The sequence below is a fragment of the Neobacillus sp. K501 genome (genome assembly GCF_053749995.1).
The window spans coordinates 1-18086 of sequence record NZ_JBSLYA010000009.1; the positions used below are offsets into that span (position 1 = coordinate 1).

Below are 18086 nucleotides of genomic sequence, written 5' to 3' on the forward strand. Positions count from 1 at the left end.
CTGAAAAGAAATAATCAGATCATATTTTTCCAGTGCAGTATAGGCACTTTTCGCCATAGAAAAAACCCCCAATAGAGTAAACAGATTTTTTATTATTTCATCTGTCTACTTTATTGGGAGCATATCACGATCTTTCATCTATCTAATGATTATTTCACTTATTATGCCATTAATGCCTAGTCAATCTCATGCAGAATCGGCATCTCCTCCTAGGAATGTATGGGGAGAAACTGCTCCACCATTTATTCCACCAAGCAAACCGGAACAACCAACTGAACCAAAAGACAATCTTCCATCACCACAACCAGGTCAGTTTACTAATGTAAGTTCAAGTCCTGTTGAACTGGTTAATCAGCGTACAGAGACTTCTAAAGTCTTTGACAATGGTGATTGTACATTTACAAAAAAAGTTTATTCAGTACCAGTACATTTTAATGAAGATGGAACATGGGAAGAAATCTCAACAAAATTAAAGGAGAATAAGAATAAGAAAGGTTTAGTATCTATCTCTACTGATCAAACAAAGCTTAAGACAAGTTTTGAAAAGAAACTAAAGAAAGGGGAATATGTAACATTACAAGTCCAGGGTCACCCCCTTACATTTTCTTTAGTAAATGCGATTGGGGAATCTGGTGAATTTCAGCCTTCTTCTGTTTCTGCAACATATGAGAACAATACCATAGGGTATAAAGGAGTTTTTCCAAAGATAGATTTAAGAAATACAGCTTTTAACGAAACTGTTAAAGAAGATCTAGTTCTTCACGAATATACTGGATATAATCAATTTGTTTTTGAAGTAAAGACCGAATTAAAACCTAGTTTACAAAATGATGGTTCAGTTATATTTCAAGATGATGAAAATAACATAGTTTATACTATGCCGGCACCTTTTATGTCTGATTCGGATATAAACCTAGAATCTGGTGAAGCATCAATTTCACACAATGTAGTATATGAATTAAATACCTCATCTTCTAAAAACACGTACCAACTAACTGTTAATGCTGATTTAGATTGGCTTAAGGCACCTGAACGAGTGTATCCGGTTTATATTGATCCAACAGTATATTCTCATATTTTGTATAATACATATACTTCCGATCGATATCCTACCACAAATTACTCGGGAGGAAATTTATGGGACCCTGGGTTAAATACCTATACCCTAAAGGTTGGATACTATGATTTTACAACAGGGACAAATGAGGCTTATTTAAAAACCCCAATTTCAGGGTTGGAGAATTTTATTATTGATTCCGCTAAACTATATTTAAATGCAGCCCATTCTTATTCCCCAACTACTCCAACAGGTGTCTGGTTGGATGAAGTAACTACCGATTGGCATTCAGGATTAGTTAACTGGAATACAAGACCAGCGTCTACTACTATAGCTTCAACTTATGTAGCAAAAGGACAGGCTGCTGTCTTTGACGTTACAAATACAGTCCGTTCGTGGGCAAATGGAACAAAGCCGAATTACGGGTTCAAGATACACAATGCAGGCTATGGTCAAACTTATTGGAAGAAATTTTTTGCATACGAGGCCGGACTACTAGCTCCTTTCTTAGAAATAAATTATAGTTATCCAAAACCAACAAGACCACGTGCAATTGCCTATTCTAACGGAAGTGGGAGTAACTCTGGTTATGTAGATCTCTCGTGGGACGCTGCACCTGGAGCAACTAACTATTACGTCTTAATATTTAATGGTTACGGATACGAAAAGATAAGTGTTGGAAATGTAACAAATTGGTCCACAAAAGGAAAGAAAATTTGGCCGACACCAGATGAAATCTCCCGTGGAGAATATGCTCTATTTGATGATGCTGAAGGGACAGAGCTTGCATTAGATCCTTCAAGCGTATATAAGAATGCATATGATGCTCATAGTCCATATGGTGATTACAGTTCTGCCCATCGATATTGGTTTAGGATTATGGCTGAATATCCAGGTGAATCCCCATCTAACACTAGCCCAATATCGGACGAGGTTACGCCTTATATTCCATTGGAACAAATAAAAAAGCCTGCTGGCTCTGCATATACAAATATTACTGGAAATAATGGCTATGTAACGGTTAACTGGGAACCTGTTCCTGGTGCAACGGGATATAAAGTTTGGATATACAACGGGAAAGATTATGAACCCTTTGATGTTGGAAATGTAACCACATGGACCACTCAAAATCAAAATATATGGCCAACTGAAAGTGAAATTGGACAAGGTAGATATCTATTACATCATGACAAATTGGGGACCGAACTTTCCCTAAATCCTTCTCCTGTTTACAAAAATTCAGGTGGAGTCTATGGTGACTATACAAATTATTGGTTTCGGGTCACAGCATATAGTTCAATAGGGTATCCAGAAAGTAATATATCAGCTGAATATACACCTAATTTTACTACAACGTCCTGGTTAGGAACGCAACAAGCTTGGGCAAGTATTCCAGTAAGAGCTGGTCAAGTTACAGCCTTTAATGGAAATTTTATTATGAATGAATCCGATTTCCACTTGGATGGACGGGGACCAAGTATCAATATAAACCGTACTTACAATAGTCAGGATTCAAATATAGGGTTATTTGGAAAAGGTTGGTATAGTTCACTAGAAGAGAATGTGAAAGAACAAAGCAACGGAAATATCTTACTCATAGAAGAGGATAAAGCAAATATTCTGTTTACTAAAATAGGAGATAATCAATATCAAAGCCCAAATGGAATATATTTAGAAATAAAGAAAACAGACAGTGGTTTTGAAATAACGGATAAAGAAAAAACGGTTACAACTTTTAACCTCGCTGGGAAAATAGTATCTATTAAAGAACCACATAAGAATACTGTCGAATATAAATATGAAGAATCTTCAGGGAAGTTAATATCCATCACAGATGCTTCAGGAAGGCAATTCTCATTCACATATTTAGGGAAATTTGTATCAGAGATAATGGGTCCTGATGAACGAAAAGTTACTTTTGAATATGATGGTAATTATTTAAACAGTTCCACAACGCCAGAAGAGAAAAAGTATAGTTATGCATATGAAAATGGAAAGCTAAGTGCAATTTTTGATCCTAAGCATACTGAAACAACCCCCTATAAAACTTCATTCAGTTACGAGAATAATAGATTGACTAAAATAACAGATCCAAATGGAAAAATAACGTCTCTAACCTACAATGATGGAGTACAAGAAGTTGTTGTTACCGATCCAAAGGGGATTAAAGATTCATATGGCTATACCATTGCGGGAAACCCTTTAAAAACAGTAGTGGATATTGAAGGGTTAAAACTTACGACATCGTATGAGTATCAGGCAAATAATTTAATGAAAAAAACAAATCCGAATGACCAAGGAATTAGAGTTTCGGAAGCGTATACCTATGATGGAAAAGGAAATGTAACAACTGTAACTGATAACCTTGGAAAAGAAAGTTTTGAGTATAATTCCAATAATGATATAACAAAGGCTACCGATGCAGAAGGTAAATCTACTACTGTAACATATAGTGGAGCAGATGCAATATCTGCAACTACTAACGATCAACATCAAGTTGCCATGACTTCAACAGTCATGCAGTATGATTCCAAAGGGAATCTAGTTAATGGAAGTCAATCATTAACTATGGGAACAAATCTATTAAGAAACGCAGGTTTCGAGGAGCCTGTCAATGAAGGTAATTTAAACGTATTTAGAATCGGAGATCAGGGGACTGTTTCCCAAGATTCAACAACCCGTGCGCCAGGAGCGCTTGAGGGAAATTCTTCTTTAAAGATTGTTTCCAAGGCTATAGATACCAACTTGGGCTATATAGCTGGTTCTCAAGACGTTTTTGTAGAACCTAATCAAACGTATACTTTAAGTGGTTGGATAAAATCAGAAAGTTTACGAAATGCGGGTGCATTTTTTAACATTACAATGTTTGATGGTAACGGGAATCCCATTCCATCTCCTTATAGAGATAATCGATATAGCAAGATTTTTGGTACGATGGATTGGCAGGAACGACAACTCACCATCCGCACAACGAATGAAACCAGGAAAATCCGCTTCTATCTGGAAGTAGAACATCAGGATTCATCGGCTGCTGGAGGTACTGTTTGGTTCGATAACATGCAATTGGAAGAAGGAGTTGTTTCATCGTCTTTCAATCCTGTTCTAAATAGTAGTTTTGAAAACAACTTAGAAAATTGGACTATGTACACTGGAAATGGAACAATGGATGGTGTGTCTACAGATGGATATCAATCATTAAAGTTAACACGACCCTCAATCGATGAACAAAATTATGTTCCACTACAAAAAGTCATACTTAATCAGTCTAAAGCAGAGGAAGTTACTATTACAGGGATGAGCAAAGCAGATGGTGTAAAACATTCCAGTGAAAGTAATGAATTAACCTCAGATTATGCAATTGTTACTAACGTAATTTATTCCGATGGTACGGTGGGTGTCTTTAGTGCTCCTTTTGCACTAGGTACTCATGACTGGCAAAGATCAGCAGTTACAGTACCAGCGTCTAAGCCAATTAAAGAGTTGCATATACACCCTCAAATTGCTGGTAAAGTAACTGGAACAGTCTGGTATGATGCTATTCGTGTAATAGATGGAAATAAACTAACAAGACAAGAATACGATAGTGACGGAAATTATATTACAGCCGTTTATGATGAAGAAAATCGTAAAACATCATTTACTTACGACATTTATGGGAATAAACTCACCGAAACGGATCCTAATAATAACAAGAAGACTAACGAGTATAACAAGGATAATCAGTTAACCAAAACAACCTTAGCAAACTTAACCTCAGTGGGCTATCAATATGATGATAATGGTAATACCACGAATAAGAAAATCACTGCGGATGGTAAAACACAATCGGTATCTTATTTATATGACGTAGATAATAAATTAACTGAATTTCAAGATGCACTCCAGCGTAAAATTTATTACACATATGATTTTAATTCAAACTTAATTCGTACAAAAATGCCAAACGGTCATCTTTTAGAATGGTCCCACGATCCTGCAAACCGTGTAACCGAAGAAAAGAGAAACGGTGTAAAAGTTTACGGATATGAGTACGATGCTAATGGAAATGAAACAAAGGTTAGTGATGTGTTAAATGGTACCTCTAGTGTCAAGACCTATGATGTTGGAAATCGCCTAACCAGTAACACTGACCGTGGAGGAAGTGTAACGTGGTCTTATTACGATAAAACTTTTAAACTGAAGGAAATGAAAGCAACGCATGGTACCTTCAGTAATACTACAACATACGATTATAACCCATTAAATCAAAATACTACGGTTAATGATGGAGGTCAAACCTATTATTTTGATTATGATGAATTTGGTAATGTTCGAACCTATTCATCTGGGAATGGGACAGGATCATCCTATCACTATGACCACACGAATAAGCTCAATCAATTGTCTATTGGAACTAAATTAGGAGAAGTTATTCTTAACGAGAAGTATAAATACGATGCAAATAGTAATTTAACTTCTATCAATAGACTAACAAATCTAGGTTTACAAACACTTTCCTATGAGTTCGATTCTATTAATCAATTAAAGAAGGAATCTCTCCCTGATGGTACAATTAAAGAGTACAACTATGATGGTTTTGGTAATCGTTCAAGTGTAAAAGTAACAACGCCAACTGGTACAGAAACAACCATATCATCGGCTTATAACAATGGAAATCAGTTAACTAAATTTGGTACAGAAACACTTGCCTACGATGCAAATGGAAATAGAATAGCAGATGGAAAGTATGCTTATTCTTGGAATGAAAAAGATCAGCTAACATCTGTTACTAAAAAAGGTGAAGTTACTCCTTTTATAACCTTCAAATATGATCATGATGGGAGAAGAATCGAGAAGAATGTAAATGGACAAGTAACCCGTTACTACTATAATGGTGATAGCATTAATGTATTATACGAAACGGATGGTAACGGTGTAGTACAACGTTCCTATGTCTATTCAGTAGATGGTATTCGTTTAGCCATGAAAGCTAGTGGGCAAACGTTCTATTATCATTACAATCGCCATGGTGATGTCATTGCCATGACAGATGTTAATGGTAGTATTGTAGCAAGTTATGAATATGACGCATGGGGGAACGTTACAAAAAGGGAAGAGCAAGGAATTGTCGTCGATAACCCATTTGGATATGCCGGGTATCAGTATGATGAAGAACTTAATATGTATTACCTCATGGCAAGATATTATCAGCCAGAACATGGAGTATTCCTATCAATGGACCCTGATCCAGGGGATGCAGACGATCCTATAACACAAAATGGGTATACTTAGCTAGTAACAATCCAATAATGATGGTAGACCCGGATGGACACTGGGTTTGGTTAGTTATAAATGCAGGTTTTGCAGCTTATGACGGATACAAAGCTTATAAAGCAGGCGGGGATTGGAAACAAGTCGCTTGGGCGGCAGGATCAAATTTTATTGGAATAGGTAAGGTAACGAAGGTAGCAAAAGTAGCGAAAGCTACTAAGGTTTCAAGTAAAAATTATTTATTGAAATCAGACCTTCAATTATTCTCAAAAGCATTTAAAAAGCCTGTGTCAGGGAAATCCGCAAAAGAGATGGCAAAAGACGTCCCTAGTTGGGCTAAAGGAAGTAGACCATACGTTGATGAGAATGGAAAAACTTTTGCTAAGAGATTGCTAGATAATAGATACGGACCTGGGAATTACCCTACTGGACCAAAGAGTGAGTTTAATATGATAAAAAAGTGGGGAGACCGAGGATTTAAATAAGGGAGTGTGTATTTTATGCAATATTTTTATCTATTACAACATTGCTATGAGAAGAATTATGGAGAACAAGTAGTTGAGGAAACAAAAATATTAGGCATTTATTCTTCCAAAGCCCTTGCCGAAAAAGCCATTGAAAGGCTAAAGGATTTACCAGGATTTAATAATTATTCTTTAGATTGTTTTTATATAGATAAATATGAAATAGACAAAGATTATTGGTCAGAAGGTTTTGGATTTAACATATAAATGAATATAACATGAGTTTAAATAAAAGCCTTAGAGACAAATTTTCTTAAGGTTTTTACATGGGGTGGAGTGATGAATGAAAAGCAGATAAATCCAGATAACCAATGCTATATATGTATAGGTAAACGTAAAATAATCTGTAAACCTTGATTGGCTAAATGCCTTTCAAGGTTATTTTTTTGTGGAGCTGCCGAGAGCCGAATAAACTTCCTTTTAACTTAAGAATAAAGATTACCTTTGTAATGCCTATATGATGTTCTAATAATGTAAATGGAAGAGTAACTCGTTACTACTATAATGGTGATAGTATTAATGTATTGTATCAGAGCCATTAAGTACGACGCCAATGGCAACCGTACGTAAATGCCCCTCTCGGTTAAGAGAAGAGCATTTATTATTCCCCTGGTGAATGAACCCAGTAGAAATTATTAAGGAATCCGATAGCTGTTACATATTCGTCCTTTGAATCATCAAATTTTGTTTTGTAGAATGTAAACAAACCGTAATTTTTTTTTATCGTGAAAGTATTAATTACCGGTCCACTTAACATTCCGATAATAGGATGTCCTTCACTTGTTATTTCTTCTTTTACGAATGAAACATATTCATCTTTGGAAGGGTTAGTGGCAAAAGCTAATACAAGAAAAATTAATGTTGCTGATAGGAATATCCTCATTTTTTTCACCTTGTTTTAACTTAGTTATTAACCCTTTAATATTTTTTTATTCAAAATGAGAAGATCTGTATTTTTATTGAATTGTAAAGTACCAACCTTTTTCATTCAACCAGGCTTCCATTTGCGAAAACATTTCTGTACCCTCTACAAAGTCTCCAATCGTGATGTTGGAAGAAAAAGCTCCCCAATTCCGACTTACCAGATAATCTGCTAATTCTTTCATCATTTGTTGGTTTAACCCACCAGTTACAAACTGAGCTTCTGTAGATGAGACAGAATCAATGGTAAAATACCAACCCTTACTATTTAGCCAAGCTTCTATTTCAGAAAACATTCGAGTCCCTTTAACAAAATTCCCAATTCCGACAGAGGCAGTTAGAGCAGCCCAATTTTTACTGACTAGAAAATCTGCTAAATCCTTCATCATGTTTTGATTGATGCCGCCAGTTATCATTCTTGAAACTTTAGGACCTTTTTTTGGCAAACCTAAAAATGAAGCGGCCCCTCGAGCATGGGCTCCTCCAACGGCTTTTAAAAATTCTTCGTTTTTTAGATAATTTGCATCTGTACTATCTATAAATAGATTTTCTGTTAAAATTGCATCCATGTTTGTTTCCCTTAAAACCGCAAAATCGGCTCGCTTTTTTCCTCGGTCTGAAATGGATCCAAATAGTCGCATAGCCGCTAAAACTTCATTATGAATCATATTTTGCAGGGTGACAGTTGAAGTGCCGGCTTTATTATAAATATAGCTTTCAAAACCAGTTCCCCCACCTGCGTTTATATGCACACTAATAAATACATCTGCTCCCCAATTGTCTGCCACATCATCACGATTGCTTAATGGAAATGTTTGTTCATACCCCCGAGTAGTCCTTTGCTCAAATCCTGTGTAGTGAGCATCTAAATAGGCCATTGCATATTCAACAATCTTAAAGGTTAAGTGTTCTTCTTGCAATCCATTAGCAGCAGCGCCAGTGTCGTTACCGCCGTGACCTGGGTCCCACATTAATTTTTTTGCCATTATCTCCACTCTCCTTTGATATTAGTAAATGAATAACAATTTATTTTGTATAGTTAAAAACGGTAATTAATTTTTGATTAACCTTGGAGCTTGTAGTGAATTTTCTGCAATTGCCCAAAAAATCCTAGAGTTTCCTGAAATTACATCATAAAAAAATTCATCTGGAAAATACTCTGCTTGCAATGCCGCAGCTGCTTTTCATTGGCTTCTAATATCAAAAAAAAAGAGCCCTATCAGGACTCTTAGAATATTAATATTTCATTAGATATTAAACATATATAACCGATAATTCACTTCTAACTCCAAACCGTATATTCATTCTGGATTGTCCTAAACCTTTCGATATATATAGATAACGACCATTATGAATATGCAAACCTTTATAAATCCCTCGTATAATTAATGGACTTTTAAATAATTTATGAGATAAAAAGGGAAAATTAAATTGTTTTCCATGTAAATGCCCCGAAACCATGAGAGTGAATACCTGATTCGTATAATCTATGATATTTGGGTCGTGACACATCACGATGGATGGCTTATCCATTGGGATATTACGGAAAGATTTATTGATATCATGATGACCAGTGCAATAATCGTCAATCCCCACGAGAACAAAATCATCTAAATCGATCCATTGGTTTCTTAAGACTTTTATCTTGAATTTTTCTAATGACTTTATGCAAATATCAACAGGTCTTATGGAATAATCCTTATTCCCCAAAACGGCAAAACATGGAATAGAGGTATTTTGAAGGACAGTTAAATATGGTTCAAGTAAAGCTTTACTATTTTCCCTTTCCATAAAATCTCCCGTAAAAAGAATTATGTCGGGCGTTTCCCTTCTGATGACTTTTTTTATTTTTTCTGGTGAAATTCTTAATCTTTCAACATGTAAATCAGATAGGAGTAAAATTTTCTTATTCAATCCTAGAGGTACACGCACATACTCAATTTTAAGCCATTGAGTCGGCAGTACGAATATCATATATGACAGTAAAAATAATAAAATCCCTATGTACCAATAAAGCATAACTAATAGCTCCTTAATCTGTATTATAGAGATTTTAAATTAATTTTCATCAAATGTATATAGAATAAGAAGTCATAAAAAGGCCGAAAAAATATTTTCAAAAAAATGTATTTTTTTGCCGAAAAATAGAGTTTAATTAATATTAAGAGGACTTGTCTATTATTAATTTATATGGGGGAGCGAATTCAGTTGGCTAAAAGAGTAATAGTATTATTGGGTATGTTGATTGGATTGCCAGGGATGGTTTGGGCTGATACAAGTTTGGCGAGTATACCAAACAAAGAGCTTATCATTGAAAATTCTTCTGCAGATGTTACCGGACCGACTCTTGATTCAATCGACCTAAGTTCAACATCCGTAAAGGTCGGGGAAGTATTAACAATCACAGTGAAAGCGATTGATGATTTTTCTAGCGTGAATAAAGTTAATGTGAATTTACATAATCCAGAAAAAGACGTCTCAAAATATTTAACTTTGAATTACGATTCCAATTCAGGAAAATGGATTGGAAAATATATGGTAGAAAAGAATGATATCGATGGACCTTATGATATTCATATATCGATGCAAGATGAGGTCGGTAATGGAACCCAACTATTTTTTGTAGGTAATTTCAATGTTGAAAATCCGTATTTTGATAGAAATGCTCCTGTTCTAAATGGTGTTGAATTATCAAATACTGAATTAAATTATGGTGAGGAATTAGTTATTACCGCTTTCGTCCAGGATGACAAATCAGGAGTCCAATCTGTTAGTGGTACGATAAAGGATCCAAATGGCTCAGATCGACCTCTAGAGTTTATCTATGATAAAACTTCGGAAAAATGGATTAGTGGGTTTTCAATTATTCCTAGTGACCTGCCTGGAGTATGGAAATTACAGTATATCTATTTAAAAGATAACTTCGGAAATTCTAGTTGGCAATCTATAGACAAAACATTTACCATATCTAACATATGGTTTATTTCGCCAAGTTATTATGATGCATGTTGGTATTATTCGATTCAAAACTATTACAATGCAGTCTACTTCGCTGGAGTAGCAATAGCAGAAGGCGATTCACGTGCAGAAGTTCAGGATTTAATGAACAATGCAGCGAAAGGACTATATAATGCTGCTGCTACAATGAATATGGAAGATGCTAAAAATAGTTATCAATTGCTTATTTCTGCTCAAGGAGTACCAAGCAATCTTAAGGCAGCTGCGGAAGAGAAGTTAAAAACACCAACAGTAGTAAAGTCTCCAAAGTATGAAGAAGCAAGTTGGTATTATTCTAATCAAAATTATTACAATGCAGTGTATTTTGCAGGGGCAGCAATAGCAGAAGGCGATACTCGATTAGAAGTTCAGGAATTAATGAATAGTGCGTCAACGGCATTATATAATTATGCGTCAAGGATGAATAGTGAGGATGCAAAATATGCATATCAGTTACTAGCTTCATCCCCTGGAGTCCCAAGTGACATAAAAATTGCAGCTGAAGTTAAACTAGAAACACCGCCAGCAGTAAAGTCTCTAAAGTATGATGATGCATGTTGGTATTACTCTATTCAAAACTATTACAATGCAGTGTACTTCGCTGGAGCAGCAATAGCAGAAGGCGATACTCGCCCTGAGCTTCAAGAATTAATGAATAATGCATCTAAGGCATTATTTAATGATGCATCAAGGATGAATAGCGAGGATGCAAAATATGCATATCAGTTGCTAGTATCATCCCCGGGAGTCCCAAGTGATATTAAGGAGGAAGCGCAAGAAAAATTAAAACCAGTAGTAGTGTCAGCGAAATATAATGAGGCAGTCTGGTATTTCTCCGTTGCCAATTATTTTAATGCAGTGTACTTTGCAGGAGCAGCCCTTGATGAAGGTGATGCACGTACTGAAGTACAAGAATTAATGAAGGATTCAGCTAGTAAACTATTGAATGCAGCGGAAACTATGACAAGTGAGGATGCAGGATATGCTTATCAATTACTCGCTAGCACAACTGGTGTTCCTGCTGATATAAGGGATTCAGCAGAAGCGAAACTAAGTAAATAATTGTTAAATGGATTCCAAAGTATTAATTTGGAATCCATTTCTTTGTCTAAAAGTAGAATTACTCAAAATTTTTGATTGAATATATTGTTTAAACATATTGAATTAGACTTGTAAGGTTAATCTTTTGAGATAACATTAAATAGTAAAAATTACATATTAGTATAGTAATATTTACCTGTTATTTTTCGACAATTTATAGCAAATATCCCAATTTTGGGGTATGATTTGGTAGTATTATAGTAGTTTAATAGAATAAAATTGGGGGAAAAGTAATTGGGTAGAAAAATTGTTTTATCTTTATTGAGCCTATTGATTTGCTTTCCAGGGATTGGGTTTGCAAACACGGGTATGCAAGTGGGTTCAACTAGTGTTGAAATCAATAACACTAATGAACAAACAAATCCTGAACTTAATGGTCAAGGAATCGATGGAAATTTAAGCAATACAAGTGAAGTTGAGGTACCTGGGCCTCAATCAGATTATACAGCTCCTATACTTGATAGTGTTGAGCTTTCCTCGACAGAATTGAACTTGGGCGAAGAATTAGTGGTAACACTAACTGCACACGATGATTCTGAGATTAGAAATATTATCGGATATTTAACAAGCCCAAGTGGAAAAAGTAACGGATTAAATTTCATATTTAATGAAGAAACACAAAAATGGATTGGAACATTCACAATTGATAGTAATACTGAACCGGGAGAATGGAGATTAAATGACATTTATCTATCTGATATTAATGGAAACAGTGACACGAGAGTCATTGTTAAACCATTTACGGTTAATAACCCAGATGCAGATTATTTAGAGCCAGTACTTGATACTGTTGAATTATCTTCTGATTTGGTCAATAATGGTGAAGATTTAGTTGTATCAGTCACCGCTCATGATGATAAGTCAGGTGTGTCAAGGGTATGGGGATTAATTACAAGTCCAAGTGGAATAAGTAGATATCTGGATTTTGAGTATAATGAGGATACAGATAAATGGACAAGCTTCTATACCATTAGCCTTCGAGATGAAGCTGGAGAATGGAAATTAAGTGAAATAAATGTAGAAGATAGTCATGGTAATATTAATTGGGAGCGGATAGAAAAAACATTTACCGTACATAACCCGGATGCAGATTTCACAGAACCTGTATTGGATAGTTTGGTTGTTAGCCCGAATCTCGTTAAAGTCGGGGAGAAAGTAAAGGTTACAGTAAATGCACATGATGATAAAGGAATTACAGAAGCTCGTGTTAATCTTGAAACACCAAATGAAGGTTGGGTGACGATTAATCTCTCTTACAATGAAAGTACAGATGAATGGGTTGGAGAGCGTAAAATCAGCTACAGTGATAAACCAGGCAAATGGACAGTAGGAAATGTTTGGTTAGAAGACCAGGCTGGTAATTACAGTGTTAATTATTCTGAGGGTTCATTTATAGTAGAGAATCCTTATGCAGACGCTACTTCCCCAGTAATTTCCAATATCAAAATTACTCCGTCGATTATTCAAGTTGGAGAAAAAGTAACCATTACAGCTGATGTGACGGATGATAAAGCTGGAGTTCGGAATGTAATTGCAGAATTAAATCATGAATTAGGGGATTATAAAGAAATTTCATTAGTATTCAATCCAACAACTCAAAAATGGACTGGAAGCTTCGAAGCTCAAGAATCGACAATTCCTGGAGATTGGTCTATTTCTATTATGGCGGAAGATAAACAATTTAATAGGGCATACCAGGAATCAGTACAATCAATTAAAGTAATAAACGATAATGGTGATTATACTGGCCCAGTGATTAATGAAGTGATAGTCCCGAATGAAGTTAAGTCTGGAGAACAGATAACTATTTCAGCTAATGTGGAAGATGAGCAATCTGAAGTTGGTTCAGTATGGGCATATGTAAGTTATGTTGGAAATGTTACCTTTAAATACGATAGTACTACAGGAAATTGGGTGGGTACGGCAAAAGTGCCGACAAACATTCCTAATGGAGAAGAAATTTTTGTATATGATATAAATGCATTCGATTTAAAGGGAAACTATACAGAGCAATGGCTCGAGGATAAGTCAGCAATTGTACATAATTTAACAGGTGACTATACAGCTCCTAAATTAGAGGATGTACAGATTAGTTCTTTAGATGTAGTTGCCGGACAAGGAATCCAGGTAAAAGCGAAAATTAGTGATGGTCAATCTGGCTTAAAAGAGGTTGGAGCTATCATTTCATCTGGTGATCAACCACATATCTTCTATTTAAACTACGATGAAGCATCTGGAATGTGGATTGGAAATTACACCTTTAGTAAAAATGCTATGCCAGGTCAGATGGAATTACAATTGAGTGTTCTAGATCACAATAATAATTCAGATTTTATCCATACAGAACAATATATCAGCATTAGTAATCCAGATTTCGAGGAAACTTCGCCAGTTATTGAAAACATCGAAGTGACACCAGCTAGTGCTAATGTTGGCGATGAGGTTACGATTTCTGTAAGCGTGACAGATAATGAATCAGGCGTTGATTATGTTGAGGCTTCATTACAATCGCTTTTTGACCCAAATGGATCTATGGTTATTCCACTCACATATGAAAAAGACCAAGATAAGTGGATTGGAAATTATAAAGTGATGGAAAATGATTCTGATGGGCTCTGGGAGGTAAGTATTTTTGCTGCTGATCGTTTCAAGAACACAGCATTTGCATCCAAAGCATTACAAATTAATAATCCCGATGGGGATAGTGACTCACCTTCCTTAGAATATATTAAAGTATCTTCACCAAGTGCAAAAGTTGGTGAAACAGTTCACTTTGAAACAAAGCTATCAGATTTTAAGTCAGGGGTTCAATTTGCAAATATCTTGATAAAACATACCGACTCTGATCGTACAGTTAAGTTACCGTTAAGCTATGATAAAGTCAAAGATGTTTGGGCTGCTAGCTATACAATCCCAGCCTATTCTACAGCGGGCTTACAACAAATAGGCTTAGAAGCAATGGATTTTGCCGGTAACGAGATGTGGGAATTAGAAGAACAAAGATTATGGATTTTCAACGAAAATCCGGATGAGGATGCGCCGATTGTTGGAGAAATTTCCTTTACTCCTAGCCAGGTTTCTGCTGGTGATACAGTACAGTTCAAGGTTCCAATTCACGATGCTTCCTCTGGCGTAAAAAATGCATCGGCCAGCTTGGTTTATGGTGCTGAACTTGACTCATATGAATATTATGTAAAATATGTTAGAGATATAGATTTAAAATATGATGAAGAGCAAAATGCTTGGATTGGTACCTATACGGTAAAACCAACTGATACTCTCGGTTCATGGAATATTCATGTAATGACTGAAGATCTTGTTGGGAATTTCGGGTATGAAAGTTTAAAACAAAGTTTAGTAATCTCAGATACAGGTATGAAATCACCGAAGTATGATGAAGCCATTTGGTATTACTCTACAAATAGCTTTTATAACGCAGTATATTTCTCAGCAGCAGCGTTAGATGAAGGTGATCATCGTGCTGAGGTACAAGATTTATTAAATAGAGCAGCAAAGGCATTATTTGATTCAGCCGCAACAATGACGAGTGAGGATGCAGGTTATGCCTATGAATTACTAGTATCAGCAGCAGGCGTTCCAAGTGAAATTAAATTGGCAGCAGAAGCAAAATTAGCAGAGCCGCCAGTGGTAATATCACCAAAATACAATGATGCAGCTTGGTATTACTCTGTAGGCAGTTATTATAATGCAGTATATTATGTCGGAGCAGCGATTGCAGAAGGTGACAAGCGGGCAGAAGTACAAGATTTAATGAACAAAGCGTCCAAAGCATTATTTGATGCAGCGACATCGATGACAAGCGAGGATGCAGGCTATGCCTATGAATTACTAGTGTCAGCAGCAGGCGTTCCAAGTGAAATTAAATCGGCAGCAGAAGCAAAATTAGCAGAGCCGGCAGTGGTAATATCACCAAAATACAATGATGCAGCTTGGTATTACTCTGTAGGCAGTTATTATAATGCAGTATATTATGCCGGAGCAGCGATTGCAGAAGGTGACAAGCGGGCAGAAGTACAAGATTTAATGAACAAAGCGTCCAAAGCATTATTTGATGCAGCGACATCGATGATAAGCGAGGATGCAGGCTATGCCTATGAATTACTAGTGTCAGTAGCAGGCGTTCCAAGTGAAATTAAATCGGCAGCAGAAGCAAAATTAGCAGAGCCGCCAGTGGTAATATCATCGAAATACAATGATGCAGCCTGGTACTATTCTGTTAATAATTACTACAACGCGGTGCACTTCGCTGGAGCTGCGATTGCAGAAGGCGACAAACGTGTGGAAGTACAAGATTTAATGAACAAAGCGTCCAAAGCATTATTTGATGCAGCGACAACGATGACAAGCGAGGATGCAGGCTATGCCTATGAATTACTAGTATCAGCAGCAGGCGTTCCAAGTGAAATTAAATCAGCAGCAGAAGCAAAATTTGCAGAGCCGCCAGTGGTAATATCACCGAAATATAATGATGCAGCCTGGTACTATTCTGTTAATAATTACTACAACGCAGTGTACTTCGCTGGAGCAGCGATTGCAGAAGGCGACAAACGTGAGGAAGTACAAGATTTAATGAACAAAGTGTCCAAAGCATTATTTGATGCAGCGACAACGATGACAAGCGAGGATGCAGGCTATGCCTATGAATTACTGATTTCAGCATCAGGAGTCCCAAGTGAAATTAAATCGGCAGCCGAAGTCAAATTAGCAGAGCCGCTATTAGTCATTTCACCAAAATACAATGAAGCATCTTGGTACTATAGTGTTAACAATTTTTATAATGCAGTGTTTTTTGCCGGAGTAGCAATTTCAGAAGGTGATAAACGATCAGAAGTGCAAGATTTAATGAACAAGGCAACAAAAGCATTATTGGATGCCACAACAACGATGACAAGTGAGGATGCAGGCTATGCCTACCAATTACTTGTAGATACTGTTGGGGTACCGTCAGTAATAAAGGAATTAGCAAATTCAAAATTGGTTAATTGAAGTAAGAGCAGATTTCAAGGTTGAAACTCAACCTTGAAATCTGCTTTTTTTTTCAATATAAGCCATTTTATATGTTATCTTTCTAGCATAATGGACAATATATGGTTAAAAGGAGGGGAAATCATTGAAGCTGCTACTTATTTTGCTACTTTGCTTTATTACTTCAGTATTACTTACTCCTTTGGTAAAAAAACTATCCTATATCGTAGGAGCAATAGACTATCCAAATCAGCGGAAAATCCATCAAACCTTTATGGCTCGACTTGGTGGGCTAGCTATTTATATTAGTTTTTTATTAGGTATACTCATTTTACAGCCAGTTAATCCTTATTCTACCTATATTTTAGTTGGAACCTTAATTATTGTAGTTACTGGATTATTAGATGATACTTTTGGGCTTTCCCCAAAAATAAAATTAGTAGGGCAAATTGGAGCGGCATGTATTGTAGTAATAATAGGTGGACTTGATATCACTTTTATCAATTTGCCTTTTGGGGGGCAGTTTTATTTAGGGATTTTAGAAATCCCTCTAACAATTATTTGGATTGTTGGCATTACCAATTCAATAAATTTAATTGATGGGTTGGATGGGCTTGCCGCAGGGGTTTCTACAATTGCATTAATTACAATATCCGGAATGGCAATCACCATGGGGAATAGTTATGTTATAACAGTTGGAGCAATTCTAATATGTTGTACTCTGGGTTTCCTTTTCTTTAATTTTTATCCTGCAAAAATTTTTATGGGAGATACAGGAGCATTGTTTTTGGGTTTCATGATATCTGTGCTCTCTTTGTTGGGCTTCAAAAATGTTACTTTTGTTTCATTCATTATCCCAGTTATTATTCTAGGGGTTCCTATAACTGATACATATTTTGCAATTATACGACGAATAGTCTCAAAAAAGCCACTCACTTTACCAGATAAATCCCATCTGCATCATTGCTTAATACGAATTGGATATACTCATAGACAAACAGTGCTGATTATTTATGGGATTGCCATCATGTGTGGTATTGTTGCAGTTATCATAGCAGTAACAAATACAAGGGAATCATTGATTTTTATTATCTTGCTATTTATTTTGGTACAATTGTATGCAGAAAGAATTGGATTATTTGGTGGGGAAATCCAACTTTTTATAAGAATAGCACGTATATTCAGGCCTCAAATAAAAGACAAAAGTTGAATCTGTTGCTCTTAGATATTTTCTTTAACCTTTTCCTATT

At 35.9% G+C, this 18086-nt stretch carries 7 protein-coding genes and 1 pseudogene; 5 read left to right on the forward strand and 3 right to left on the reverse strand.

What is annotated here, in order from left to right; translation table 11 throughout:
* Positions 1–145: 145 nt before the first annotated feature.
* Together ACWM35_RS18700 and ACWM35_RS18705 are read left to right on the forward strand one after the other, a co-directional pair.
* Positions 146–6543: pseudogene (locus tag ACWM35_RS18700) on the forward strand (DNRLRE domain-containing protein); the annotation flags it as partial.
* Between the two features lie 264 nt (positions 6544–6807).
* Complete coding sequence (locus ACWM35_RS18705) at positions 6808–7038, forward strand: DUF7336 domain-containing protein (protein ID WP_454820377.1); 231 nt, start codon at positions 6808–6810, stop codon at positions 7036–7038.
* A gap of 394 nt (positions 7039–7432) precedes the next feature.
* On the opposite strand, the gene ACWM35_RS18710 is transcribed toward ACWM35_RS18705, so the two are convergent.
* The 3 genes from ACWM35_RS18710 to ACWM35_RS18720 all read right to left on the reverse strand — a co-directional run bounded on the left by ACWM35_RS18710 (position 7433) and on the right by ACWM35_RS18720 (position 9771).
* Positions 7433–7714 carry a DUF4359 domain-containing protein gene (locus ACWM35_RS18710; RefSeq protein WP_454820378.1) on the reverse strand — a complete coding sequence of 94 codons (282 nt, stop codon included), beginning with the start codon at positions 7712–7714 and terminating at the stop codon, positions 7433–7435.
* Between the two features lie 73 nt (positions 7715–7787).
* Entirely contained in the window at positions 7788–8738 is a 951-nt protein-coding gene (locus ACWM35_RS18715; RefSeq protein WP_454820379.1) for an N-acetylmuramoyl-L-alanine amidase, read from the reverse strand.
* A 268-nt stretch (positions 8739–9006) separates the two neighbouring features.
* Positions 9007–9771, reverse strand: a complete 765-nt coding sequence (locus tag ACWM35_RS18720; protein WP_454820380.1) for a metallophosphoesterase — start codon at positions 9769–9771, stop codon at positions 9007–9009.
* Between the two features lie 189 nt (positions 9772–9960).
* Between ACWM35_RS18720 and ACWM35_RS18725 the strand changes: the two genes are divergently transcribed.
* The 3 genes from ACWM35_RS18725 to ACWM35_RS18735 all read left to right on the forward strand — a co-directional run bounded on the left by ACWM35_RS18725 (position 9961) and on the right by ACWM35_RS18735 (position 18046).
* Complete coding sequence (locus ACWM35_RS18725; protein ID WP_454820381.1) at positions 9961–11811, forward strand: Ig-like domain repeat protein; 1851 nt, start codon at positions 9961–9963, stop codon at positions 11809–11811.
* 273 nt (positions 11812–12084) lie between these two features.
* The gene (locus tag ACWM35_RS18730; RefSeq protein ID WP_454820382.1) at positions 12085–16857 is read left to right on the forward strand and encodes a hypothetical protein; all 4773 of its coding nucleotides are present in this window, start codon (positions 12085–12087) and stop codon (positions 16855–16857) included.
* 124 nt (positions 16858–16981) lie between these two features.
* Positions 16982–18046 (forward strand): glycosyltransferase family 4 protein, encoded by a 1065-nt coding sequence (locus ACWM35_RS18735; RefSeq protein WP_454820383.1) that lies wholly within the window; start codon positions 16982–16984, stop codon positions 18044–18046.
* Positions 18047–18086: the final 40 nt, after the last annotated feature.

Excerpts from the sequence above, each read along its gene's own strand:
- ACWM35_RS18720 (WP_454820380.1), bottom strand. The coding sequence starts at position 9,771 with ATGCTTTATTGGTACATAGGGATTTTATTATTTTTACTGTCATATATG.
- ACWM35_RS18710 (WP_454820378.1), bottom strand. The coding sequence starts at position 7,714 with ATGAGGATATTCCTATCAGCAACATTAATTTTTCTTGTATTAGCTTTT.
- ACWM35_RS18715 (WP_454820379.1), bottom strand. The coding sequence starts at position 8,738 with ATGGCAAAAAAATTAATGTGGGACCCAGGTCACGGCGGTAACGACACT.
- ACWM35_RS18705 (WP_454820377.1), top strand. The coding sequence starts at position 6,808 with ATGCAATATTTTTATCTATTACAACATTGCTATGAGAAGAATTATGGA.